The sequence below is a fragment of the Flavobacterium paronense genome (assembly GCF_030409795.1).
GTDB classification, from domain to species: domain Bacteria; phylum Bacteroidota; class Bacteroidia; order Flavobacteriales; family Flavobacteriaceae; genus Flavobacterium; species Flavobacterium paronense.
On the sequence record NZ_JAUFQN010000019.1, the window covers coordinates 1892276 to 1918721 of the forward strand.

A 26446-nucleotide genomic window follows, 5' to 3' on the forward strand; every position below is an offset into this window, starting at 1 on the left:
ATAAAAAAGAGACTATATGAAAAATTTATACTTCAATTCAATCGTAAGAAAGTCCACTTATACACTAGCAATATTTGCAATCCTATTTGGATTTAATAATATGGCTAATGCTCAAGTAAAAAAAGCTTTTACCCAAAGGACTTCACAATATTCTCCTACAAAGAAAATATATAACGTGAAAGGTGATTTTACAATGTTAGGTAATACTTGTTTAACACCTCAAAATTATACTGCCACAACAGTAAATAATGACGCTTCGATGATTTATGTTGATACTGACGGAGATTCAAGCACATTCAACTCATCATCTTCAACTTTGGTTTTATCAACTGAAAATGGTGCTGTACCAGCGTGTTCTAATATTGTATATGCAGGATTATACTGGACAGGAAAATCATCTGCTAATGCAACATTTAATGTAACTAAGAATAGTGTGACTAAAACCTTTAACAAAAGGATAGTAAAACTTAAAGGTCCTACCTCTAGTTCATATACCACTATTACTGCTGGTACAAATGATATCTATTATCCTTCTGGTTCAGAAGATGATATTTATTCTGCCTATGCCGAAATTACTGACTATGTAAAAACTAACGGAGTTGGTCAATATACAGTTGCTGATATGGCTTTATTAGAAGGCAATCCAGGCGGAACTGGATATTCTGGAGGATGGGGAATTATTGTTATTTATGAAAATTCTAAAATGAAATGGAGAGACGTAACTATTTTTGATGGTTATGCCTATGTTGCCTCGACAAATTCATCTGGTTTTGATTTGCCCGTAACTGGTTTCAATACTGTACAATCAGGAAATGTTGGAGTTAAATTAGGATTAATGGCTAGTGAAGGTGATGTAAGTTATGTAGGAGATTATTTTAAAATTAGAAATCTAAACACAACAAATTATACTAGTTTAAGTCATTCAGGTAATTCAACTACTAACTTTTTCAATTCATCTATTAATGCCGGTGGAGCAAGAAATCCTCAGTTAGTAAACAATACTGGGATTGACATCGCTATTGTAAACATTCCAAATACAGGAAATACTATTATTGGCAATAGTCAAACTTCAACAAATTTTAAATATGGAACAACTTCTGATACGTATTCTATTTTTACCATTGCAATGTCTGTTGATGCTTATGTTCCAGAGGTTGAAGCAGTAGTTTCTGCAACAACTATTAATAACGTACCTGCTGTACTGCCTTACACAATATTACCAGGTCAAGATGCGGGTTATACAGTTGATATTAAAAATATTGGTACTGAAGCAGTAAATAATTATAAAGTAATTGTTCCTATTCCTTATAATGCAACTTATGTTGCTGGAAGTGCTGTGGGTACTATATTTAGTCCTCAAACCACTCCAACCCCTAACAACATTTCATTTAGTCCTAGTTTAGGAGCAACGGGATCTATTGTTTGGGATTTCGGAACTTTGGTTTTACCAGCTAATCCTAGCTCTTTATTAGCTAGATTAACATTTAAATTAAAATCAACCACAGATTGTGCTATTTTAAGCAATGCTACTTGTGGAAGTAACATGGCTGTTGCAGGTAATTCTACTGGTATTGGTGCTACTACTCTTGTAGGCTTAACTAATTCAAATTTCATTCAAGGATATACTCAAAATGGTAGTTGTGCTGGTGAACCAATCCCTACTCCTATTAATATTGGAATAAATGGTACTAGTTATGTCGCACAAAACTGTCCAAACACTGATTATACTAGACATTTCTCCTATTGTAGTGCAAACACTAGCGTTGGGACATCTGAAATTGCTTCGAATTTTCCAGTTGGTTCATTGTTTTACAATACTTTCCCAGTAACAGTAAATTCTATTCAATATACTGATGCTAATCCTATTCCATTAGTTGCTGGCTCAACTGTTACTTATTATGCAGTTCCCTCAGGTGGTGGAAGTGGATGTAATTTCCCATTTACTATTACTAAATGTCCTGCAATTATAGCTCAAAATGACACTATTGCTGGTGGAAACGGAACTACAGGTAATCCTAATGCTGGTAATATTTTAAACAACAACGGAAATGGTCCAGATACTCTTAATGGTAATCAAGCTCTTATTTCACAAGTTAATATAACTGTTACAACTCCGGCTACTCCTATTGGTGGAAACCCAGTTCCATTTATAGATACTACAACTGGTCAAGTGGTTATTCCTTCAGGAACTCCAGCAGGTACTTATACTATTGTATATAACTTATGTGAAAAATTAAATCCACTTACTAATTGTGATCCTGCAACTGTAACAATTACATGTACAGCTCCAGCAATAGTAGCTGTTAACAATACATATACAAATATTAATTGTACTACTTCAGGTTTAATAGGTAATGTCTTAACAAACGATACTTTAAATGGGGCGCCATTTGCATCTAATCTGGTAACTTTCACATTACTTACAGGAAGCAATCCTAATATATCTTTTAGTTCAAATGGAGATGTAAACGTTACATCAGGAATTGCAGTTGGAATCTATACATTTACTTATAAAATCTGTCAAGTATTAAATCCAACAAACTGCAGTAACACAGCAACTATTTCTATTACTGTTGTTGATACAACTGCACCTGTAATTTCGACTTTACCAGGAACATCTACAATTTCATGCCCAGCAACTCCGAGTTTTACAACTCCAACTGCAAGTGATACATGTGGTGCTGCAACGCTAACATCAAACGATGTTAGAACGAATGGAGCTTGTGCTGGTTCTTATTCAATAACTAGAACTTGGACAGCAACTGATGCTTCAGGAAATACTGCTACAGCTTCTCAAACTATAAATGTAATTGATAATGTTGCACCTGTAATTTCAACATTACCAGCTGTAACTACAATTTCGTGTCCTGCATCTCCAAGCTTTGCAACACCAACTGCAACCGACAATTGTAATTCTGGTGCTACATTAACTTTTGCTGATGTAAGAACAAATGATCTAAATGGAGAATGTTTAGCAAGTTATTCTGTCACTAGAACTTGGACAGCAACTGATGCTTGTGGAAATTCATCTACTGCAACTCAAACTATAAATGTAATTGATAATGTTCCTCCGGTAATTTCAACTTTACCAACTGCAACAACAATTTCGTGTCCTGCATCTCCATCTTTTGCAACGGCAACGGCAACGGATGCTTGTTCTGGAAATGTAAGATTGACTTTTGCAGATGTAAGAACAGCTGGAAACTGCGCTGGAAGTTATTCTGTAACTAGAACTTGGACAGCAATAGATTTATGTGGAAACATTTCTACAGCTTCACAAACTATAAATGTAATTGACAACGTTGCACCAGTAATTTCTCAATTGCCTGCAACTACTACAATTTCTTGTCCTGCAATGCCTTCTTTTGCGCAAGCAACTATAACTGATGCATGTGATACAGATTTATCATTGTCTTTTGTAGATGTTACTACAAATGGATCTTGTGCTGGTTCCTATTCTGTAACTAGAACTTGGACTGCAAGAGATCTTTGCGGAAACATCTCTACTGCTTCACAAACTATAAATGTAATTGATAATGTTGCGCCAGTAATTTCCGAATTGCCTCCAATTACTACAATTTCTTGTCCTGCAACGCCTTCTTTTGCCAATCCAACAATTACTGATACTTGTGATCAAGATTTAACAATAACTATTGAAGATGTAACTACAAATAGTAATTGTCCCGGGAATTATTCTGTAACGAGAACTTGGATTGCAACTGACGATTGTGGAAACTCATCTACTGCTTCGCAAACTATAAATGTAATCGACAATGTTGCACCCGTAATTTCAGAATTGCCTGCAGCTACTATAATTTCTTGTCCGGCAACGCCTTCTTTTGTTGAACCTTTAGTTAGTGACAGTTGTTCTTCTGTTGATTTAACATTCAATGATGTTACTACAAATGGTAATTGCCCTTTTAGATATTCGGTAACAAGAACTTGGACTGCAATAGATGCATGTGGTAACTCATCTACTGCATCGCAAACTATAACTGTTGTTGATAACGAGGCTCCGGTAATTTCCGAATTGCCTGAAACTTCAATAATATCTTGCCCAGAAACTCCATCTTTTGTAACTCCAACGGCAACTGATGCTTGCACACAAAATGTAAGTTTGACGTTTGTAGATGAAAAAACGAATCAAGAATGCGCTGGCTCTTATTCTGTAACTAGAACTTGGACAGCTATTGACGAATGTGGAAACACTTCTACTGCATCTCAAACCATAAATGTTTTTGATAATGTTGCACCAGTAATATCAGAATTGCCTGCAACATCAACAATATCTTGTCCTGCAACTCCATCTTTTGCGATTGCAACAGCAACAGATGCTTGTTCCGAAACTGTAACATTGACATTTTCAGACGTAACAGTAGCTGGAGAATGCCTTGGAAGTTATAATGTAACAAGAACTTGGATAGCTACCGACGATTGTGGTAATTCTTCAACTGCTTCACAAACCATATTTGTTCAGGATACAACTGCGCCAGTAATTTCAACTTTACCAGCTGCATCCACAATATCATGTTCTGAAATTCCAAGCTTTGCAACACCAACAGCAACTGACAATTGCAATTCTGGTGCTACATTAACTTTCGCTGATGTAAAAATTGGTGGAAATTGTTCTGGAAGTTATTCAGTAACTAGAACTTGGACGGCAATTGATGGTTGTGGAAATACTTCAACCGCTTCACAAACTATTAATGTTATCGATAATATTGCACCAGTAATTTCAGATTTGCCTACAACTTCAGCAATATCATGCCCTGCAACGCCAAGTTTTGTAACTGCAACTGCTACTGATACTTGTTCTGATAGTGTGACTTTAACTTTTGTTGATAGTGTTACAAATGGAACTTGTTCTGGAAGTTATTCTGCAACTAGAACTTGGACTGCAATTGACGCTTGTGGAAATATTGCTACCGCAACTCAAACAATAAATGTTATTGATACAGTTGCACCTGTAATTTCTGAATTGCCTGCAACATCAACAATATCTTGTCCTGCAACTCCTAGCTTCTCAACTGCAACTGCAACTGATGCTTGTGATGATGATGTAACATTAACTTTTGTAGATGCTACTACAAATGGTAATTGTCCTTCTAGTTATTCCGTAACAAGAACTTGGACCGCTACTGACGATTGTGGTAATTCATCTACTGCAATTCAAACTATAAATGTAATCGACAACGTTGCACCCGTAATTTCTGAATTACCGGCAACTTCAACAATATCTTGTCCTGCAACACCAAGCTTTGCAACTGCAACTGCAACTGATGCTTGTACAGAAGATATAACGTTGACTTTTGCTGATGTTACTACAAATGGTTCTTGTGCTGGTTTCTATTCTATAACTAGAACTTGGACTGCAACAGATACTTGTGGAAATATATCAACAGCTTCTCAAACTATTAACGTTCAAGATATAACAGCTCCAACTTGGTCTACACTTGAAACTTCATTGAATCAAACTGTAGAATGTAGTGATGCAACTGCTTTAACTAATGCTCAAGAATTGTTCCCAACTGCAACAGACGACTGTGATAGCGATGTGACTAACATCGTTAAAACCGCTGGTCAGTTCGTAGCTTCTGAAGAATGCCCTAATGCTGGTACTTATACTAATACGTGGACTGTAACAGATGCGTGTAACAATACTTCGGAGGTATTCACTCAGGTGATTACCGTTCAAGATACAACAGCTCCACAAATAACAACTAATGCAGCTAATCTAATTGTACAATGTGGTAATGGAATGACTGGTTCTTTAGAACAGTGGATTGCTTCTAATGGAGGAGCTATTGCTACTGATAACTGTTCGAATGTAACTTGGTCAAATAATTTTAATACAATTGGCAATAATTGTTCAGAGGCTGTAACAGTAATATTTACTGCAACTGATGCTTGTAATAATGCCAGTTCAACAACTGCTACATTTACCGTTCAAGATACAACAGCACCAACTTGGTCTTCGCTTGAAGCTTCATTAAATCAAACTGTTCAATGTAGTAACACAGCGGCTTTAGCTTCGGCTCAAGAATTGTTCCCATCTGCAACTGACAACTGTGATAGTGATCTAACTAACATCGTTAAAAATGAAGGTCAGTTCGTAGCTTCTGAAGAATGTCCTAATGCTGGTACTTATACTAATACGTGGACTGTAACAGATGCGTGTAACAATACTTCGGCTGTATTCACTCAGGTGATTACTGTTCAAGATACTAGCGCTCCAACTTGGTCTACAACTGCAGCTTCTTTAAATCAAACTGTAGAATGTAATGATGCTGAAGCTTTAGCTGCTGCTCAAGAGTTATTCCCAACAGCAACAGACAACTGTGATAGTGATGTGACTAACATCGTTAAAACCGCTGGTCAGTTCGTAGCTTCTGAACAATGTCCTAACTCAGGTACTTATACCAATACTTGGACTGTAAAGGATGCTTGTAATAATACTTCGGCTGTATTCACTCAGGTGATTACTGTTCAAGATACTGTAGCACCAACTTGGTCTATAGCTGCAGCTTCATTAAATCAAACTGTGGAATGTAGCGATGCAACGGCTTTAGCTGCTGCTCAAGAGTTATTCCCAACAGCAACAGACAACTGTGATAGTGATGTGACTAACATCGTTAAAACGGCTGGTCAGTTCGTAGCTTCTGAAGAATGTCCTAACTCAGGTACTTATACTAATACATGGACTGTAACGGATGCATGTAATAATACTTCGGCTGTATTCACTCAGGTGATTACTGTTCAAGATACTACTGCTCCAACTTGGTCTACAACTGAAGCTTCTTTAAATCAAACTGTTGAATGTAGTGATGCTGAGGCTTTAGCTACTGCTCAAGGATTATTCCCAACAGCTTCAGACAACTGTGATAATGATGTGACTAACATCGTTAAAAATGCGGGTCAGTTTGTAGCTTCTGAAGAATGTCCTAACGCTGGTACATATACCAACACATGGACAGTAACTGATGCTTGTAACAATACTTCGGAGGTATTTACTCAGGTGATTACTGTTCAAGATAATTCAGCACCAACTTGGTCTACTGCTGCAACTTCATTAAATCAAACTGTAGAATGTAGTGATGCTGAGGCTTTAGCTACTGCTCAAGGATTTTTCCCAACAGCTTCAGACAACTGTGATAGTGATGTAACTAACATCATTAAAACGGCTGGTCAGTTTGTAGCTTCTGAAGAATGTCCTAACTCAGGTACTTATACTAATACATGGACTGTAACGGATGCATGTAATAATACTTCGGCTGTATTCACTCAGGTGATTACTGTTCAAGATACTACGGCTCCAACTTGGTCTACTGCTGAGGCTTCTTTAAATCAAACTGTAGAATGTAGTGATGCTGAGGCTTTAGCTACTGCTCAAGGATTATTCCCAACAGCTTCAGACAACTGTGATAGTGATGTGACTAACATCATTAAAACGGCTGGTCAGTTTATAGCTTCTGAAGAATGTCCTAACTCAGGTACTTATACTAACACATGGACAGTAACGGATGCATGTAATAATACTTCGGCTGTATTCACTCAGGTGATTACTGTTCAAGATAATTCAGCACCAACATGGTCTACTGCTGTAGCTTCATTAAATCAAACTGTAGAATGTAGTGATGCTGAGGCTTTAGCTACTGCTCAAGGATTATTCCCAACAGCTTCAGACAACTGTGATAATGATGTGACTAACATCGTTAAAAATGCGGGTCAGTTCATAGCTTCTGAAGGATGTTCTAACGCTGGTACGTATACCAACACATGGACAGTAACAGATGCATGTAACAATACTTCGGCTGTATTCACTCAGGTGATTACTGTTCAAGATACTACGGCTCCAACTTGGTCTACTGCTGAGGCTTCATTAAATCAAACTGTAGAATGTAGTGATGCTGAGGCTTTAGCTACTGCTCAAGGATTATTCCCAACAGCTTCAGACAACTGTGATAGTGATGTAACTAACATCGTTAAAAATGCGGGTCAGTTTGTAGCTTCTGAAGAATGTCCTAACTCAGGTACTTATACTAATACATGGACAGTAACAGATGCATGTAACAATACTTCGGCTGTATTCACTCAGGTGATTACTGTTCAAGATACTACTGCTCCAACATGGTCTACTGCTGCAGCTTCATTAAATCAAACTGTAGAATGTAGTGATGCTGAGGCTTTAGCTACCGCTCAAGGATTATTCCCAACAGCTTCAGACAACTGTGATAGTGATGTGACTAACATCATTAAAACGGCTGGTCAGTTTGTAGCTTCTGAAGAATGTCCTAACGCTGGTACATATACCAACACATGGACAGTAACTGATGCTTGTAACAATACTTCGTCGGTATTCACTCAGGTGATTACCGTTCAAGATACTACGGCGCCTATCGCTCCAGAAGCTCCAGCTTCTATAACTGCTAGTTGTACTGGTGAAGTTCCTGCAATGATTTCGCTTACTGCTGTTGATAACTGTAGTGGTACTATAACCGTTCAAGGTGTAGATGCTACAACACCTGGGAACTGTCCTAATTCATTCACTCTAGTAAGAACTTGGACTTTCGTTGATGCTTGTGGTAATACTTCTTCAACATCACAAACAATTACAGTTAATGATACTGTGGCTCCGACTTTCAATCAGGTTGCGCCTGCAAACATTAGTGTTTCTTGTGATAGTGTTCCAAATCCTGCTGTATTAACTGCAAGCGATAATTGTGGAAATGCAACGGTTGCTATGACTGAATCTGTTTTACAAGGAAACTGTCCTTCTAACTATCAAATAGTAAGAACTTGGACCGCAACTGATGCTTGTGGTAACACAAAATCAGTAACTCAAACAATTAGCGTCTCTGATACATCTGGACCAGTACTAGTAACTGAAATACCTTTAAAAATGATGGTAACTTGTGCTGAAATCCCTGAGGTTCCAACACTTGTATTTACTGATAATTGTTCTACAGTTGGCACTCCAATATTTACATCAACACAAACAGATCCTATTGGAGGAAGCTATATTATAACTAGAAGTTGGACAGTATCTGATGCTTGTGGAAATACAACGTCAATTAACCAGACTATTAACGTGACAATAACAACTACAACTGTTAAAGAAATATCTGTTAAAAGATGTAATTTAGCTGAATTTGATAGTGTAGACTTAATTACTTTGCTACCAACGGGTACACCAACAAATGGAACTTGGACAAATGTTAACAATGCTAGTGGCTTAACTGGAACTATATTCAATCCTTTTGGAGTAGTACTTGGAGATTACATCTTTAGATATACACTTCCAAATGGAAGTTGTATTGAAAACTATGATATATTGATGAATGTAAATGACGATTGTCGTCCATTGGCTTGTGAAGCAATTGTAATTCACAATGCGTTTACTCCTAATGGTGATGGTATAAATGAATGGTTCCAAATTGATCATATTGGAGACTTTGATTGTTATCCAAGCAATAAGGTTGAAATATTCAACCGTTGGGGTGTTTTAGTGTACGAAACTAAAAACTATGATAACCTTGGAAAAAGATTTGAAGGAATATCCGAAGGAAGAGCTACAGTAAGCAAATCAGCTGAATTACCAACCGGAACTTACTTCTATGTTATTCAATGGACTGATGGCGGAGCTTCTTTCACTAAAGACGGATATTTATACCTTACCAGATAAAAAAACCCTACTAACTCCTGAGGGCTAATAACCCTCAGGTAAAAAATAGAAAATATGAGAACAAAAATTTTAATTTTCGCATTGATGTTAACGTGTTACTCTGGTTTTGCTCAGCAAGACGCACAGTATACCCAATACATGTACAACACCATAAACATCAATCCAGCATATGCAGGATCAAGAGGAGTTATGAGTATTTTTGGATTGCATCGTACCCAATGGGTAGGTTTAGATGGTGCACCAGTTACCAACGCCTTCTCTTTGAATACCCCAATCAAAAACAGTAATCTTGGTTTAGGGATATCTTTGGTAAATGATAGAATTGGTCCTACTAGTGATAATACTATTTCGGCTGATTTATCATACACTATTCCAATGAATGAAGACTATAATTTATCCTTTGGTATAAAAGCTTCCGGAAACATGTTTAATCTGGACACAGATAAATTGACTCCGGCTCAAGCTAATGACCCAAATCTTCAAAATTTTAACAATGAATTTTCTCCAAACTTTGGAGCTGGTGTTTACTTGCATTCTGATAAATTATATTTAGGACTTTCCGTGCCAAACTTCTTGCAAGACTCGAAATACAACGATAATGATGTAGCGGTGTTTCAAGAAAGAATGAATTTCTATGCTATTGGTGGTTATGTATTTGATATTTCTCCTTCAATAAAATTCAAACCCGCTTTCTTAACTAAAGTCGTAACGGGTTCTCCGCTTCAAGTTGATGCTTCTGCTAACTTCCTATTCTTTGATAAGTTAATGCTTGGCGGAGCCTATCGTTGGGATGCTGCTGTAAGTGCTTTGGCTGGTTTTCAAATAACCGATGGCTTATTTATTGGCTATAGCTATGATATGGAAACAACACACTTAAGAAGATATAACTCGGGTTCTCATGAGGTATTCTTAAGATTTGAGCTGTTCAACAAAGTAAGCAAAATGGTATCACCTAGATTCTTCTAATAACACAATGATTATGAAAAATAAAATTACATATTTAGTACTATTAGCTATCACTTGTGTGAATAGTTATGCTCAGGTTGCTAACAAAAAAGAAGCAAAAGGTGACAAAGAGTATGCAAAATACGCCTATATCGATGCTATTAAAACCTACGAACGAATCTATCAAAAAGGATATAAATCGCCTGATATGCTTCTAAAAATAGGAAACGCCTACTATTTTAATGCGGAATTAGAAAAAGCTAACAAATGGTATGCTGAACTTTACGCAACAAGTCCAGAACAAGAACCTGAATTCTATTATCGTTTTGCTCAAACTTTAAAAGCGGTTAAAGAAAGTGACAAAGCTGATGCTATGTTAGCTAAATTTTCTGAAAAAAGTGGAAATGATAGCAGAGCTAAAATACTTTCACAAAACAAAAATTATTTAGCCGAAATCAAAGCTAATTCAGGTCGTTATAAAATCGAAAACGCTGGTGTTAATACCAAATATTCCGATTATGGAACAGCTTATATGGGAACTAAAGTGGTGTTTTCATCGGCTCGGGATACTGGAAATTTCTCCAAAAGAATCCACACTTGGACAGGACAATATTTCACCAATCTTTATGATTCTCCAATAGCTGAAGATGGTTCTCTTGGTGCCGTAGGTAAGTTTGGCAAAAAAATAAATACCAAATTCCATGAAGATACACCAGCCTTTACTAAAGATGGAAAAACAGTATATTTTACCCGTAATAATTACCTTGATGGTAGAGGGTATGATGCCAGTAAAGTAACACTATTAAAAATTTACAAAGCCACTGTTGATAAAGACGGACAATGGAATAATATTACACCGCTTTCCTTTAACAGTGATAGCTATCAAACAGCCCATCCTGCCCTATCGCCAGATGAAAAAACATTGTACTTTGCCTCTGATATGCCTGGAACTCATGGACAATCCGATTTGTATAAAGTAAAAATAAATGATGATGGTAGTTTTGGTTCAACTGAAAACCTTGGAGATGCTATTAATACTGAAGGTAGAGAAACCTATCCTTTCATATCAGATGAAAATGAACTATACTTTGCCTCTGACGGTCAACCTGGATTAGGTGGTTTAGATATTTATATCACTAAAATCCCAAAAGATGGCAGCACTAATTTTAAAGAAGTGTTGAATGTTGGTGAAGAAGCCAATAGTCCAAAAGATGATTTTGCCTTCATTATCAATTCTAAATCTAAAAAAGGGTTCTTATCTTCTAACAGAGATGGCGGACAAGGAAGTGATGATATTTATAAATTTGTGGAAACAAAACCAATTTGGTGTGAACAAATCCTTTATGGTGTGGTAACTGATGAAGATACTAAAGTTGTTTTACCAAATGCCAAATTGATTCTTTTTGATGAAAAATTCAATCAAATTAAAGAAACAACTTCTGATGCTCAGGGAAAATACGAATTTACAGAAGTTGAATGTGGTAAAAAATATTTTGTAAGAGCTTCTCTTGAAGATTATACAACAAAAGAATCTCCGGTAATTATTGGTAAAGAAACTGGTAAAACAGAACTAAACTTTGAGCTTAAAACATCTACATGTAAAGTTAAAATTGGTGACGATTTAGCCAATTGCTTCAAAATCAATATCATTTATTTTGACTTAGACAAATGGAACATTAGACCTGATGCGGCTGTAGATTTAGCCAAATTATTGGATGTGTTAAACCAAAATCCAACTATGAAAATCAATATTCGTTCGCATACAGATAGCAGAGCTTCGTTCTCTTATAACGATAAGTTATCTAAAAGAAGAGCGAAATCGACTAAAGATTGGTTAGTCAAAAACGGAATTGCTACTAATCGTTTAACATCTGAAGGTTTAGGTGAAAACGAATTAGTTAACAAATGTGCTGATGGTGTAGAATGTACAGAAGCAGAACATCAACTTAACAGAAGATCTGAATTCATAATTACCGCTCTATAATACAAAAAAAACTAAAATCAAACTCTAAAAGCATCCTGAAAAGGGTGCTTTTTTTTATATTTGATATATGAAAATTACAAAACTTTTCAAAGACTTTTTTGATAGCGAAAAAGCGGGAGGATTCACATTAATTGCTTGTACATTACTTTCATTATTTTTAGCAAATTCGATATGGAGTGAAAATTACTTAAATATTTGGCACTTTGAGATAGGGAATCATTCACTTGAACATTGGATAAATGATGGACTAATGACCTTTTTCTTTTTGTTAATCGGTTTAGAATTAGAACGCGAAATTTATGAAGGAGAACTTTCCAATATCAAAAATGCATTACTGCCAATCTCAGGAGCAATTGGCGGTATGTTACTCCCCGCAGGTTTATTTTTACTTTTAAATTTTGGAGCAAAAACTCAATCCGGTGCAGGAATACCAATGGCAACCGACATTGCGTTTGCATTGGGAATATTATCGCTTTTAGGAAATAAAGTCCACACTTCATTAAAAGTATTTCTCACCGCTTTAGCGGTAATCGATGATTTAGGTGCGATTCTAATAATTGCTATTTTCTATACAAGCGATTTAAATTGGGTGAATTTAATAATCGCTTTATCCATTTTTGGAGGTTTGTTAATTTTAAACCGATTAAAAGTCCACAACCTTATTCCTTATTTAATTGGTGGAGTTTTTATGTGGTATTTTATGCTTAATTCAGGTGTTCATGCCACGATTACGGGTGTTTTATTGGCATTTGCTATTCCGTTTGGTAAAGGAAATGAAAAATCACCATCCATAATTTTACAAAATCTTTTACATAAACCTGTTGCCTATTTTATTCTACCAATTTTTGCGTTGGCAAATACCGCTATTTTGATAAATTCTGATTGGCAAACTGCTTTGTCACATAATTACACACTGGGAATTGCTTTCGGATTAATCATCGGAAAGCCTATAGGAATTGCACTTTTTAGTTATTTGGCAGTGAAATTAAAAATCTGCTCGCTTCCTGAAGACATCAATTGGAAAGCCATAATTGGTGTTGGATTTTTAGGTGGAATTGGATTTACCATGTCAATATTCATAACGCTTCTAGCCTTTTCAGATGCTGAACACATAAATAATTCAAAGATTATGATTTTGATTTCATCCTTAATCGCCGGAATTTTAGGGTTACTATTTTTAAAGTCTGTATTAAAAAAGGATTGTAATGAAACTAATTCGTAATTTATTCCGCTGCGCTCCATACAATTCGCGCTTCGCGCTTGGGTCTTTAATACCAATTTCTTCTTTTAAAATAATAGATCATTCCCAGCAATAGTAATAACATACAACCCAAGATTATAAAATAGCCATACTGCCAATGCAATTCAGGCATGTTTTCAAAATTCATTCCGTATACTCCAACGATAAATGTTAATGGCATAAAGAAAACCGAAACTACTGTCAAGGTCTTCATCACTTCATTCATCTTGTGATTTTGGGTTGAAAAAAAGAAATTTGATGCACTTTCTAAAGTAGTCATATCATATTCTATTTGTTCCAAAAGTTCTAAACATTTTTGATGTAAACGTTCAAAAAAAGTAAAATTATTAGATTCAATAGCATCAAAAACATTATCATCTTTTATACTTTTTATTGAATATAACGAATCACGTAACGGAATAATAGAACGTTTTAAAAAATTAAAATTATCACGATGTTTTTCTATTTGTTCCAAAACAGAAAGGTTTGTATCTTTTTTTGATAAATTAATAAGTTCCTCTACTTTGTCTTCTTCATTTTCAATGGTAATGTAGAAGTTTTCCATAATAGCATCAAGCAAAAGATACAATAAATAATCTGCTTTTTTAGTCCTAACAATTCCCGAATGGGTTCGCATACGTTCCCGAATATGTGTAAAAAAATCACTTCGTTTCTCTTGAAAAGATACTAAAATTCCATTCTTTAATAAAAAGCTAATTTGCTCTACTTTGATATTATTTGAGTCTTCCTCGGGTAAAAGAGATTTAACATTGAAAAACAAAGTATCATGGTATTCATCAAGCTTAGTTCGCTTAGTAGTGTTTAAAATATCCGAAAGCATAAAATTATCTACGCCTAAATAATCGCCAATACCTTTTATAACCTCATTTTCATTTAAACCGTGAACATTTAACCAATTTGTTTTTGCAAAATTCACATGTTTTTGCATTTCATCAATATCGAACTCATGAAATTCTGCCAAGTCGTTATCATCATAAACAAAAAGCTGAACTTCAGTATGTGTATACTTATGAACGCCTGTATATTCCAGCAAAGTTGGCTGGACTTTTCTTCCTTTTTTATATTTAATTTTTCTCACGAATTCTAAATTTGTTTAAATTTAATACTATTTCTTTTTTTAGAACTATTTTTACCAAAAATCATTTTATGCAAACGTTAATCATCAACATAAAAGAACTATTGCAAGTTAGAAAAACTTCGGTTGAAAAAGTTTCCGGAAGCGAAATGGCAATTTTACCAACTATTAAAAATGCCTATTTGTTGATTGAAAATGATTTGATTGCCGCTTTTGGTTCGATGGAAGATTGCCCAAAAATAAACCCTGATAAAACGATTGATGCTTCGGGGAAAATGATTTTACCTACTTGGTGCGACAGTCATACGCATATTGTTTATGTTGGCAACCGCGAACAAGAATTTGTAGATAGAATTAATGGTTTGACTTATGAAGAAATCGCTAATCGTGGCGGTGGAATTTTAAATTCTGCAAAAAAACTAAATGAAGCATCCGAAGAAGAAATTTATAACCAATCCAAAAAAAGACTAGAAGAAGTTATCCAACAAGGTACCGGAGCAATCGAAATTAAATCGGGTTACGGACTAACGGTTGAAGGCGAACTTAAAATGCTTCGCGTGATTAAAAAATTAGCTCAAAACTATCCAATCACAATTAAGGCTACTTTCCTTGGAGCACATGCTTTCCCAGCCGAATTCAAAGAAAATCACACGGCCTATATTGATTTATTACTTAATGAAATGTTGCCAAAAATTGCTGAAGAAAAACTGGCAGATTATATCGATGCTTTTTGTGAAACTGGTTACTTTTCAGTAGCAGAAACGGAACGGATTATGGAAGCCGGCTTGCAATATGGATTACGTTCAAAAATTCATGTCAATCAGTTTAACGCCATCAACGGCATTGCAGCTTGCGTAAAACACAAAGCCCTTACAGTTGATCATTTAGAAATTGTTTCCGATGACGATATTGAAGTACTTAAAAATTCTGAAACCATGCCTGTTGCTTTACCAAGTTGCTCCTATTTTATAAGCATTCCGTATACGCCAGCACGAAAAATTATTTCTGCAGGTTTGCCCCTTGCCTTGGCTTCCGATTTTAATCCGGGCACTTCGCCATCAGGAAATATGAATTTTGTGGTTGCGACCGCTTGCATCAAAATGAAAATGACTCCCGAAGAAGCTATTAGTGCTGCTACTATTAATGGTGCTTACGCAATGGGAATTTCAGCAACCCACGGAAGCATAACCGTTGGTAAAAAAGCTAATCTCATTATCACAAAACCATTAAATTCATTTTATGAATTGCCTTATTCTTTTGGCACCAATTTGATTGAAGAAGTATTGCTTAACGGAAAGTTAGTTTCATAAAAAAAGTCCCGATAAATCGAGACTTCTTAAGTAATTATTTATTAAAGATTATCGTAAGCTAAAACTGCTTTTTGAAACCAATTCTCCTTTGTCAAATACATTTACAAAATAAGTTCCTTTTGCAAAATCTTTACCTGGCAATTGTTCTGAGACTTCGACAGTTTTGTTTTCATATTTTACTGTTGTTGTAAAACTGTATGTCAAAGAATTATCTCCGAAAGAAATAGTGGCTTTATCACCTAAAACATTGTTTTTAGAATCAATAACCTGAACGTAATATGTTTTATCACCAGATTTAGCTATTTTGTTTTCTGCTATAGTGAAGTTAATTTTAAGCATATCGGTTCTGCTTGCTTTATCAGTTGCTATTTGTTTTCCAGAACTTCTTACTTTATAAGAAGCCGTTTTCAAATTTGCAACCGATAATTTAGATCCTAATTCAACAGTTTTGGCTAGTTCTTCATTTTGCCCCACTAAGACCTGATTGTATTTTTTGTTGTCTTCCAAAACTACTTTTGTACTATCTAAATTTGTAGTTAAACTTTGATTTTGCTTTTTCAAAACCTCTACCTCTTGCATCAAATTCTGCATTTTTTGCTCTAGAGCTTTGTACTGTGATTTATATTTTAGCAAAGATGCATTATCACCTTTTGTAGTTTTCAATTCAGCCATCAGTTTTACAACTTTATCTCTTTCAGCAATTAACTCATCAGACATAGAAGTGTTTTCTGCTATTGCTGCATCGTAAGTAGTTTTTAAATCCGCTAAATCCTTTAAAACAGATTCTTTTTCTGATTTTACAGTGGTAACTGTAGTCTGTAATGTATTTGCATCAGATGTAAGTTTAAAAATATAAATTAAACTTCCTATTAATAAAACAGCTAAAATCCCAATAATAGCTTTTAATTTTGAATGACTGTTTTGATTTTCCATGTTGTAGATTTTTTTGTTAAAACAAATGTGTTACTATATTAAATAGTAACGAAAGATAAACATTTTTATTATATTTTTGGTGAAATATTTTTTTTAGATGGAGAATATAATTCCGTTTTCAATTACCGATTTAGCTAAGGTTACCAATCACAGAAGTGGGGAAGTAAAATTTGGGGAAAAAATGCTCACTATTCCAAAAGGTGAGAATTATCATGAGTATTTAAAGAACTGTGAAGCACAATATGTATTGTTTGGAATTCCGGAAGATGTTGGTGTTCGAGCTAATTTTGGTCGTCCCGGAGCTTATTCTGCCTGGGAAAGTGCAATTGTAAGCATAGCTAATATTCAGCATAATCGCTTTTGTAAAGGAAGTCAAATAGTCGTCTTAGGAGCACTCGATGTCGCTAAAGAAATGGAAACAGCTAAAGACCTAGATTTCCATAATACGGCAGACCGAAAAAAGTTAAGTACACTCGTTGAAAAAATTGATAAAGAAGTTGTACATATTATTAGTTGCATAATAAAATATGGAAAAACTCCTATAATTATTGGTGGTGGTCACAACAATGCTTACGGAAATATAAAAGGAACTGCTCTTGGACTTGGGAAACCTATTAATGCCATCAATTTTGACGCACATTCCGACTTTAGAATTCTGGAAGGAAGACATAGCGGTAATGGTTTTTCATATGCGTATGAAGAAGGTTTTTTGAAAAAATATTTTATTTTCGGGTTACACGAAAATTATACTTCTAAAAATGTACTCGATAATTTAAAGAAAATCGAAGATCGGGTTACTTTCAACACTTATGATGAAATCAAAGTACGCCAGCAAAAGAACTTTCAACAGGAACTCAACACTGCACTTGAATTTATAAGAAATGATGCTTATGGCATCGAAATTGATTTGGATGCCTTACCGAATATTGCTAGTAGTGCTATGACTATGAGTGGATTTTCGGTAGAAGAATTACGTCAGTTTGTTTACTTTTTTGGCAAAAGTAAAAATGCAAGTTATCTTCACATATGCGAAGGCGCACCCGAATTAGGCGAAGAAAAAAACAATCACCTCATCGGTAAACTGATCGGTTATTTAGTTACTGATTTTATTAAATCGAGAAAAGAAATAATATAATTATAAATTATGAGTTATAAGATTGACTTTCTACCTCAGAAAATAACTCATAAGTTACAACTCATAACTCATAACTTATAAAACCCTATCTTTACGCCGACTTACTACTTAACGGTAAGTATATTATATGTTATTCGAAGATTTATCATTATCCAAAAGTATTCAAAGAGCGGTCTTTGAAGAAGGATACACCAGCCCAACACCTATTCAGGAAAAGGCAATCCCATTTATTTTAGCCGGAAAAGATTTAGTAGGCTGCGCTCAAACAGGCACAGGAAAAACAGCAGCTTTTGCTATTCCGATTATACATAACCTACACCGAATGATAGGTTCGTCAAAAAAAACAAAAGAAATTCGTTGTTTAGTAGTGACACCAACTCGTGAATTAGCCGTTCAAATTGGAGAGAGTTTTGACACTTATGGAAAATATACCAACATTCGACAACTAACCATATTTGGTGGCGTTTCGCAAGTATCACAAGTAGATCAATTAAAGAAAGGCGTTGACATCTTAATTGCCACACCTGGAAGATTATTGGATTTACACAAACAAGGTTTTATCGATTTTGACAGCTTGCATTATTTGGTTTTAGATGAATCCGATTTGATGCTCGATATGGGTTTTATTAACGATGTTAGAAAAATTGTCAAATTGGTTCCAACCAACAGGCAGACTTTATTATTTTCGGCAACGATGCCAATGGCTATAAGAGAATTAGCGGATACTTTTTTAAACAAACCAGAATATGTATCGGTTACTCCAGTTTCATCAACGGCTGAAAAAATTGAACAACGTATTTATTTTGTTGGAAAAGAAGACAAACGTGGTTTATTATACCATTTAATACGAAATGAAAACCTCAACAATTTGTTAGTTTTCGTCAGAACCAAACATGGCGCCGACAATGTTGTGAAAGCCTTGAAAAAACATGGAGTAAATTCAGAAGCCATTCACGGTGACAAATCACAAACGGCAAGACAACGTGTTTTAGATCATTTTAAGAACAAAGAAATATCTGTTTTGGTTGCAACCGATATAGCTGCTCGTGGAATTGACATTGAAAGTTTACCTTATGTAATCAATTTTGATTTGCCAAATATTCCGGAGACTTATGTACACCGAATTGGTAGAACCGGTCGTGCTGGAAATGGCGGGATTTCTATTTCATTTTGCAGTAAAGATGAAGAGCCTTACTGGAAAGATATTCAGAAATTGATAAAGGTAGATGTGAAAACTATAAAAGACCATCCGTTTCCATGGAAAGATGCTGAACCCAATCCGGATGCGAAACCTGATTTAAGAAACAAAAAGAAACCCGAAGGAAAGGAAAACAATTCAAGAAAATCGGAAGCTTCTAAAAAGAATAAAAAACGCTGGTACTAATCAGCGTTTTCTTTATTTTTAATTTGATTGTGAATTACCTGAAATAACTTCGATGGTTCAAAAGGTTTTACCATTACATCATTCATACCGGCTGAAATTGCTTGTTCTGCGACTTCCTGTTTATCAAAAGCTGTCAAAGCAATAATTGGAATGGTTATTCCTTTTTCTCTAATTTTTCTTGTAGTATCAAAACCGTTGATTAAGGGCATATTGATATCCATTAATATCAAATCAAACGATTCTCGTTCTAATGCTACCAAAGCAGCATAACCATCATCTACAATTGTACAACTCATATTGCTGCTCTGGATAATTTTTTTGGTCACAACCTGATTGATTTTATTGTCTTCTACAACCAAAATATTGTATAAATGACTGGTTGATAAATCTACTTCAATATTATTGATAATTTCTATTGATTTATCTTCATCAAATTCAAATCCGATAGTGAATGAAAAAGTGGTGCCAACATTTTCCTCGCTTTCCAGATGAATTTCGCTGTCAAATAATTTCACCAAACTAGAAACAATAGACAATCCCAAACCTGTACCTTGATAATCTTCCTCTTTCCGTTCTATTTGAACAAATTTATCAAAGACTTTATCCTGATGTTCTTTTGCAATGCCAATTCCGGTATCTTTTACTTTAAATTCAATAAAATAGACTTTGCCTTCTACTTTTTTCAAATCGGCAATGACAGCAACTTCACCGTTTTTGGTAAACTTCAACGCATTACTCACTAAATTCATTATGATTTGTGACAAGCGGAGTTTATCGCCAATTAAAAACTCAGGAATGGCCGTATCAATTTCAACAGTAAATACATCATTGTTTTTATCGGCTATATATTCAACCGAATTTTTTATCAAAGTGATTTCATCCGTAAGGTTAAAAATCAGGTTTTCTAATACAATGCGTTTCTCTTCTATCTTATTGATTTGAAGAATATCATTCACAAGTGAAAGCAGGTATTTTGCAGAAAATTTTAAGGATTTTAAGTGTGGACTATTACCAAGTTCTTTATGTTCGTCTAAAATAATATTGGTAATTCCAATAACTCCGTACAATGGAGTTCTTAGCTCATGAGTAATTGTAGACACAAACTGGGATTTGAGCTGCGATGCTTCTTCTGCGGCTTCTTTGGCCAAAACAAGTTGCTCATTAGCTTTTTGTAATTCGATATTGGCTTGTTCTCTTAGCTTTATATTTTTGTACAAAGTCAATAGAAACAACAACAAAATTATCAGGATGACTATAAATAAAATAACAATCAATTTTGACTGTTTAATGCTTTTTTGATGCTTTTCGTTTACTTTCTCAATTCGTTCCAATTGATTTTTGTATTCGTCCAACTCAATTTGTACCGCTGTATTCTCAAGGTTGTCGAGTTTGTCATCTGAATAAACAACTTTATTTAATGAATCTAATTTTGCTTTATACTCCTTTGCTTTTTCAGGTTCATCATAATGTTTGTGATGGCGAACCAAGTTTTCATAAATACTAATTAAGTAGGAGTCAGATTGAATCTCCTTGGCTATTTTGTGAGCTTTAGCATAATATTGTTCTGCTTCGGTTTTTCTATTATGATATGTAGCATAAATCCCAAGCAGCGAATTCATTCTCATTTTGATTTCTTGGTCACCATACTTCAGTACATTTTCCTGAATGTCTTTTAAATAGAGATTTCCTTCATCGTATTTGTCAATCGCAAAATAAGCACTGACAAGATTCATCTTTGTATTATTGATGTCGGTGCTGTCCTTGATTTTTTCGGCATAAAATAATGCCTTTTTATAATAATTGATTCCTTTTGGAACATCAACTTGGTTGTAATAATAAACACTTCCTAAATTGCCATATATCCAATTGAAGAGTTTGTCATTATTGGTACTTTTGGCATAAGTAAGCGCTTTGTTATAAAATTCAATTGCTTTTTTAGTATCGGAACATTCATTGTAAATAACACCAAGCGTATTGTAGGATTGAGCAATATATAAATCGTCATTAATAGCAAAAGAGCTAATCAATGCTTGCTTTGAAGATTCTAATGCAATGTCGTATTTTGCCTCATTAAAATCGGTTACAGCTTGATTAAGTAATTTATCAATTTCCGCTTTTTCTTTCTTATAATCTTGCGCTACCGTATTGGCATAACAAAAAAATAAAAACACAAGTAAACTAATTGATTTGGCTTTAATCATAAGGATTGTTCAACGCTCAAATATAAAATTTTTATTCAAGAAAAAATCCCGATTGCTCGGGATTTTCAATGCTTTTAATTAATTTCTAATTAATTTTCTATACTTGATTCGTTTTGGAGTCACATCAACACCCAAACGTTTCTTTTTGTTCTCTTCATATTCTGAAAATCCGCCTTCAAAATAGTAAACTTCAGAGTTACCTTCAAACGCCAAAATATGTGTGCAAATTCTATCCAAAAACCATCTGTCGTGACTAATTACTACAGCACAACCGGCAAAATTTTCTAACCCTTCTTCTAAAGCACGAAGCGTATTGATGTCTAAATCATTTGTTGGTTCATCTAATAATAATACGTTTCCTTCTTCTTTCAATGTCATCGCCAAGTGCAAACGGTTACGTTCACCACCTGATAATGTGGCTACTTTTTTGTTTTGATCGCTTCCTCCAAAATTAAAACGGGATAAGTAAGCTCTCGAGTTCACTTGTCTTCCACCCATCATGATTAATTCTTGTCCGTCACAGAAGTTTTCCCATATTGATTTATTGGCATCAATATTTGAGTGGGCTTGGTCAACATAAGCAATCTTAACCGTATCACCAATGGTAAATTCGCCTGCATCCGGTTTTTCTTCTCCCATAATCATTCTGAAAATAGTAGATTTACCGGCACCGTTTGGACCGATGATTCCAACAATTCCGGCTTGAGGTAAAGTGAAGTTTAAGTTGTCATATAATAACTTATCTCCAAAAGCTTTGGCTACATTTTTAGCTTCAATAACATTGGTTCCTAAACGTGGACCATTGGGAATGTAGATTTCTAATTTCTCGTCGAGTTCTTTTTGGTCTTCGTTTAAGAGTTTGTCGTAATTTTGTAGACGTGCTTTTTGTTTGGTTTGTCTTCCTTTGGCACCTTGACGAACCCAATCTAACTCTCGTTCTAGAGTTTTTCTGCGTTTAGAAGCCACTTTTTCTTCTTGCTCCATTCGCTTTGTTTTTTGGTCAAGCCAAGAAGAATAGTTTCCTTTCCACGGAATACCTTCTCCTCTATCTAATTCCAAAATCCAACCGGCAACGTTATCTAAGAAATACCTATCGTGTGTTACTGCGATTACGGTTCCGGCATATTGCGCTAAATGTTGTTCTAACCAAAGTACGCTTTCAGCATCCAAGTGGTTGGTTGGCTCATCCAATAACAATACATCAGGTTGTTGTAATAGCAAACGACACAAAGCCACACGGCGTTTTTCTCCACCCGATAATACACTGATTGGCATATCACCTTCTGGTGTGCGAAGTGCATCCATTGCGACTTCTAATTTATTATCAATTTCCCAAGCACCACAAGCATCAATTCTATCTTGCAATTCCGCTTGACGAGCCATTAATTTATCCATCTTATCGGCATCTTCATATACTTCAGGCAAACCAAAACTGTCATTTATTGTATTGAATTCGTCCAAAAGCGCCATTGTTTCTGCTACACCTTCCTTTACTATTTCTAAAACCGTTTTAGTTTCATCTAGTTTTGGCTCTTGTTCTAAATAACCAACCGTATAACCTGGTTGAAATACTACATCACCTTGGTAATTTTTATCTACTCCGGCAATAATTTTCAACAAGGAAGATTTACCCGAACCATTTAATCCTAGAATTCCAATTTTTGCTCCGTAGAAGAAACTTAAATAGATGTTTTTTAGTACTTGCTTATCACTTCCTTGATACGATTTACTCAATCGTTGCATGGAGAAAATTACTTTTTTATCGTCAGACATATTTAGATTATTAGATAGTTAGATTATTAGATTATTTAGATTACAATCGCCCTTTAAGCGAACTAAAAACCCAAGCATTGGCTAAGAAACCGACACCTACTGCTCCGAAACCCCAACCTGCAGTATCAGCATAACGATATACTCCTAATCCGATTAGAGTGAATCCCATGATAATCATGATTAAGGTTGCCCATCCTAAAACGGTATTTTTATTCATTCCCATAATTTGTGGTATTTATTTTTTAGCGAAAGCAAATATCGTAAAAAAATATGTTTTGGAACAAAATGTACTACTGCATTTATGCAATAATTTAAAAACTTATTATTCTTTCAAACTTACCATGATGACTTTTGGAAGCTGGATTTAAAATCTTGTTTATCAAATCATAATAGAATGGTAATTCATTGGTTTTGATAAGCTGTTCGCTGGATGAAAGCGTTTTTATTTTATAAAAAAATATAGGGTGAAGCAATGCATTGGTTTCAACAAACTCTGAATTGATTGTAGTTTGGGTATAATAAGTGGTATCATAGCAAACAACAATACCATGAATTATTCCTTCTTTTGATTCTATATCAAAACATTCTAATCGAAGTGGAATAAATCCCCTTATATTAGTTTGGCGATTGTAAATTTTGTAGCAGGCTTCTTTTCTGCTCCATAAATTCCAAACTGCTGTTTCGGGATCATCAGAGTTCAAAATATACAGTTGCTCATTTGGAGTAAAAAGTTTGTCTAAAAATCCTCTGCGTTTCCAATTGCTTTCTTTTTTGGCAAGAGCTAAATCTATAATATCATTTCCAATCACTTTTCTGAAAGTTTGCTTTGAATTATTTCTATAGTAGCTTTTACAGAAAGCATCTTTTCCATAGATTCATTGTCTATTGTTATCTCAAAAGCATCTTCTACGTCTAAAACAATATCAACCAAATTAGCCGAATTTATATTTAAATCCTTAATAAAATCGGTATTCTCATTGATGTTATCGAAGGCCTGTTCATTCTTGACAAAAGGTTTTACGATCGTTTTCAATTTTTCAATGATAGCAGCTTTATCCATAGTTTAGTTATATTTTTTTTATAATCACACAGCCATTCACATCTCCAAATCCGAAACTGGCTTTGGCTAAGATAGTGATATCTTTTTCAATAAGTTGTTGCGGAATTCTAGAGATGTCAATTGTATTGATGATATCAGAATTTATATCCTCACAGTTTATATTCGGAAAAACAAATCCGTGATAAACCTGAAGCACCGAAGCAACACTTTCAATACTTCCTGCGGCTGACAAACAATGGCCAACCATTGATTTTAATGAGTTGATATAGGGAAAATCAATTCCCTTTCTGTTCAGTGCCTCACTCCAATTCTGTATTTCCAAACCGTCTTTACTGGTCGCCGTTAAATGTCCGTTTATGGCATCAATAGCATCCGAGTTAATTCCGGCATGAGCCATAGCAGCTGTTATGCATTTTTGCACCGCAACTGGATTTGGAGCTGTCATTGTTCCTAGTCCGCGTTGTCCACCGGAGTTTATATTTCCTCCTAGAACCTCTGCATAAATTAGGGCACCACGAGCTATAGCAGTTTCTAAATCTTCTAATACTAATGCACCTGCACCGCTCCCTGGTACAAACCCTGAAGCTGTAGCCGACATTGGTCTGGAACCTTGTTCTGGTGTTTCGTTGTGTTTAAATGTGCACACTTTCATAGCGTCAAATCCACCCCAAATATAAGGTCCACTATCGCTAGTACTTCCTGCTAACATTCTTTTGGCTTGACCGAGTTTAATGCGTTCATAAGCCATCAAAATACTTTCGGTTCCTGTGGTACAAGCAGAAGAATTAGTTGTGACTTGATTTCCCAAACCGAGTTTTCCTCCCAAATAAGCACTCACGCCGCTGTTCATTGTTTGAGCAACAGCAGTGCTTCCTAGTTTACGGGTTTCCAGATTATCGATTTTATAAATGCTTTCTCTAAACTTTTCAATACCTGAAGTTCCGGTTCCGAAAATTGTACCCGAATCCCAATCCGGGTTTTCCTTCTGCTCGATGGGTAGACCGGCATCTTTCCATGCCTCCATTCCGGCAATAACACCATATAAAATTCCAGTTGAATTAAAATTTCTAAGTTCCAACTCTGTAAAATAGTCTCTTTTTAATGCTTCTGAGATTTCTGGAGTTCCCGAAATCTGACAGGAAAATTGTAAGCGTTCAAGTTCAGCATCATGTTTTATGCCTGAAATTCCGTTTTTAATCGCATGAGTAAACGCAGCGAGTCCCACTCCATTTGGAGCAACAATTCCCAGACCTGTTATCACTACTCTTCTTTCCATTTTATAAAATAATTCCGGCTATAGTGCCATGGCAAACTTCTTCTTTATTTGCAGTAAGCATTTTAACTTTGCACTTCAACTTACCAAATCTAAAATATACTTTTTCTGAAACTACGGTTACCGTTTCATTGGGATAAACCGGTTTCAGGTATTCAATTTCAGCTGATGTTAATGCGACTTTTGATTTATCATTAAAATCATTTCCTAATAAATAAATTCCAAAACAAACAACTCCGATTTGTGCCATAGTTTCGGTTAATATAACACCCGGTGTTATTGGATTGCCTTTAAAATGTCCTTTGTAAAATTCTAAATCATCTCTAAAAGTATACTTTCCTTCCACGCCATTTTCATCGATATGCAGCAACTCATCTACAAATAAGAAAGGCTTTGAATAGGGTAATTTATTTATAATACTTTTATACAT

General features: G+C 35.1%; 16 protein-coding genes. 7 read left to right on the plus strand and 9 right to left on the minus strand.

What is annotated here, in order from left to right; all coding sequences use genetic code 11:
* Window positions 1–16 precede the first annotated feature (16 nt).
* From QWY90_RS09625 to nhaA, 4 genes are all read left to right on the plus strand, one after another.
* Window positions 17–9682 carry an HYR-like domain-containing protein gene (locus QWY90_RS09625; protein WP_290285685.1) on the plus strand — a complete coding sequence of 3222 codons (9666 nt, stop codon included), beginning with the start codon at window positions 17–19 and terminating at the stop codon, window positions 9680–9682.
* Between the two features lie 54 nt (window positions 9683–9736).
* The gene (locus tag QWY90_RS09630) at window positions 9737–10648 is read left to right on the plus strand and encodes a PorP/SprF family type IX secretion system membrane protein (protein WP_290285686.1); all 912 of its coding nucleotides are present in this window, start codon (window positions 9737–9739) and stop codon (window positions 10646–10648) included.
* Window positions 10649–10661: 13 nt separating this feature from the next.
* Entirely contained in the window at window positions 10662–12611 is a 1950-nt protein-coding gene (locus tag QWY90_RS09635) for an OmpA family protein (RefSeq protein WP_290285687.1), read from the plus strand.
* A 67-nt stretch (window positions 12612–12678) separates the two neighbouring features.
* Window positions 12679–13833 carry a Na+/H+ antiporter NhaA gene (gene nhaA / locus QWY90_RS09640; RefSeq protein WP_290285688.1) on the plus strand — a complete coding sequence of 385 codons (1155 nt, stop codon included), beginning with the start codon at window positions 12679–12681 and terminating at the stop codon, window positions 13831–13833.
* Window positions 13834–13879: 46 nt separating this feature from the next.
* Here nhaA and corA read toward each other — a convergent pair whose 3' ends face one another.
* A complete protein-coding gene (corA, locus tag QWY90_RS09645) occupies window positions 13880–14950 on the minus strand; it encodes a magnesium/cobalt transporter CorA (RefSeq protein ID WP_290285690.1) in 1071 nt (356 codons plus the stop codon).
* A gap of 68 nt (window positions 14951–15018) precedes the next feature.
* Here corA and hutI point away from each other — a divergent pair, with 68 nt between their 5' ends.
* Window positions 15019–16257, plus strand: a complete 1239-nt coding sequence (gene hutI / locus QWY90_RS09650; RefSeq protein WP_290285692.1) for an imidazolonepropionase — start codon at window positions 15019–15021, stop codon at window positions 16255–16257.
* Window positions 16258–16305: 48 nt separating this feature from the next.
* On the opposite strand, the gene QWY90_RS09655 is transcribed toward hutI, so the two are convergent.
* Window positions 16306–17190 carry a DUF8428 domain-containing protein gene (locus QWY90_RS09655; protein ID WP_290285693.1) on the minus strand — a complete coding sequence of 295 codons (885 nt, stop codon included), beginning with the start codon at window positions 17188–17190 and terminating at the stop codon, window positions 16306–16308.
* A gap of 97 nt (window positions 17191–17287) precedes the next feature.
* On the opposite strand from QWY90_RS09655, the gene QWY90_RS09660 reads away from it, so the two are divergent.
* Window positions 17288–18325, plus strand: a complete 1038-nt coding sequence (locus tag QWY90_RS09660) for a formimidoylglutamase (protein WP_290285694.1) — start codon at window positions 17288–17290, stop codon at window positions 18323–18325.
* A gap of 127 nt (window positions 18326–18452) precedes the next feature.
* Window positions 18453–19709: a DEAD/DEAH box helicase gene (locus tag QWY90_RS09665; RefSeq protein WP_290285696.1), complete on the plus strand. Its 1257-nt coding sequence runs from the start codon at window positions 18453–18455 to the stop codon at window positions 19707–19709.
* Here QWY90_RS09665 and QWY90_RS09670 read toward each other — a convergent pair.
* The 7 genes from QWY90_RS09670 to QWY90_RS09700 form a co-directional block, all read right to left on the minus strand.
* The gene (locus QWY90_RS09670) at window positions 19706–21910 is read right to left on the minus strand and encodes a response regulator (protein WP_290285697.1); all 2205 of its coding nucleotides are present in this window, start codon (window positions 21908–21910) and stop codon (window positions 19706–19708) included. The two genes, QWY90_RS09665 and QWY90_RS09670, sit on opposite strands and share 4 nt — an antisense overlap.
* A 78-nt stretch (window positions 21911–21988) precedes the next feature.
* The gene (ettA, locus tag QWY90_RS09675; RefSeq protein ID WP_290285699.1) at window positions 21989–23683 is read right to left on the minus strand and encodes an energy-dependent translational throttle protein EttA; all 1695 of its coding nucleotides are present in this window, start codon (window positions 23681–23683) and stop codon (window positions 21989–21991) included.
* Window positions 23684–23723: 40 nt separating this feature from the next.
* Window positions 23724–23906: a CAL67264 family membrane protein gene (locus QWY90_RS09680; RefSeq protein WP_290285701.1), complete on the minus strand. Its 183-nt coding sequence runs from the start codon at window positions 23904–23906 to the stop codon at window positions 23724–23726.
* A gap of 88 nt (window positions 23907–23994) precedes the next feature.
* Window positions 23995–24492, minus strand: a complete 498-nt coding sequence (locus tag QWY90_RS09685) for a 4'-phosphopantetheinyl transferase family protein (RefSeq protein WP_290285703.1) — start codon at window positions 24490–24492, stop codon at window positions 23995–23997.
* Window positions 24489–24743, minus strand: a complete 255-nt coding sequence (locus tag QWY90_RS09690) for an acyl carrier protein (RefSeq protein ID WP_290285705.1) — start codon at window positions 24741–24743, stop codon at window positions 24489–24491. Before QWY90_RS09690 ends, QWY90_RS09685 begins: the two co-directional genes overlap by 4 nt.
* A 7-nt stretch (window positions 24744–24750) precedes the next feature.
* The gene (locus QWY90_RS09695) at window positions 24751–26019 is read right to left on the minus strand and encodes a beta-ketoacyl-[acyl-carrier-protein] synthase family protein (RefSeq protein ID WP_290285707.1); all 1269 of its coding nucleotides are present in this window, start codon (window positions 26017–26019) and stop codon (window positions 24751–24753) included.
* A gap of 1 nt (window position 26020) precedes the next feature.
* Window positions 26021–26446 carry a 3-hydroxyacyl-ACP dehydratase FabZ family protein gene (locus QWY90_RS09700; protein WP_290285708.1) on the minus strand — a complete coding sequence of 142 codons (426 nt, stop codon included), beginning with the start codon at window positions 26444–26446 and terminating at the stop codon, window positions 26021–26023.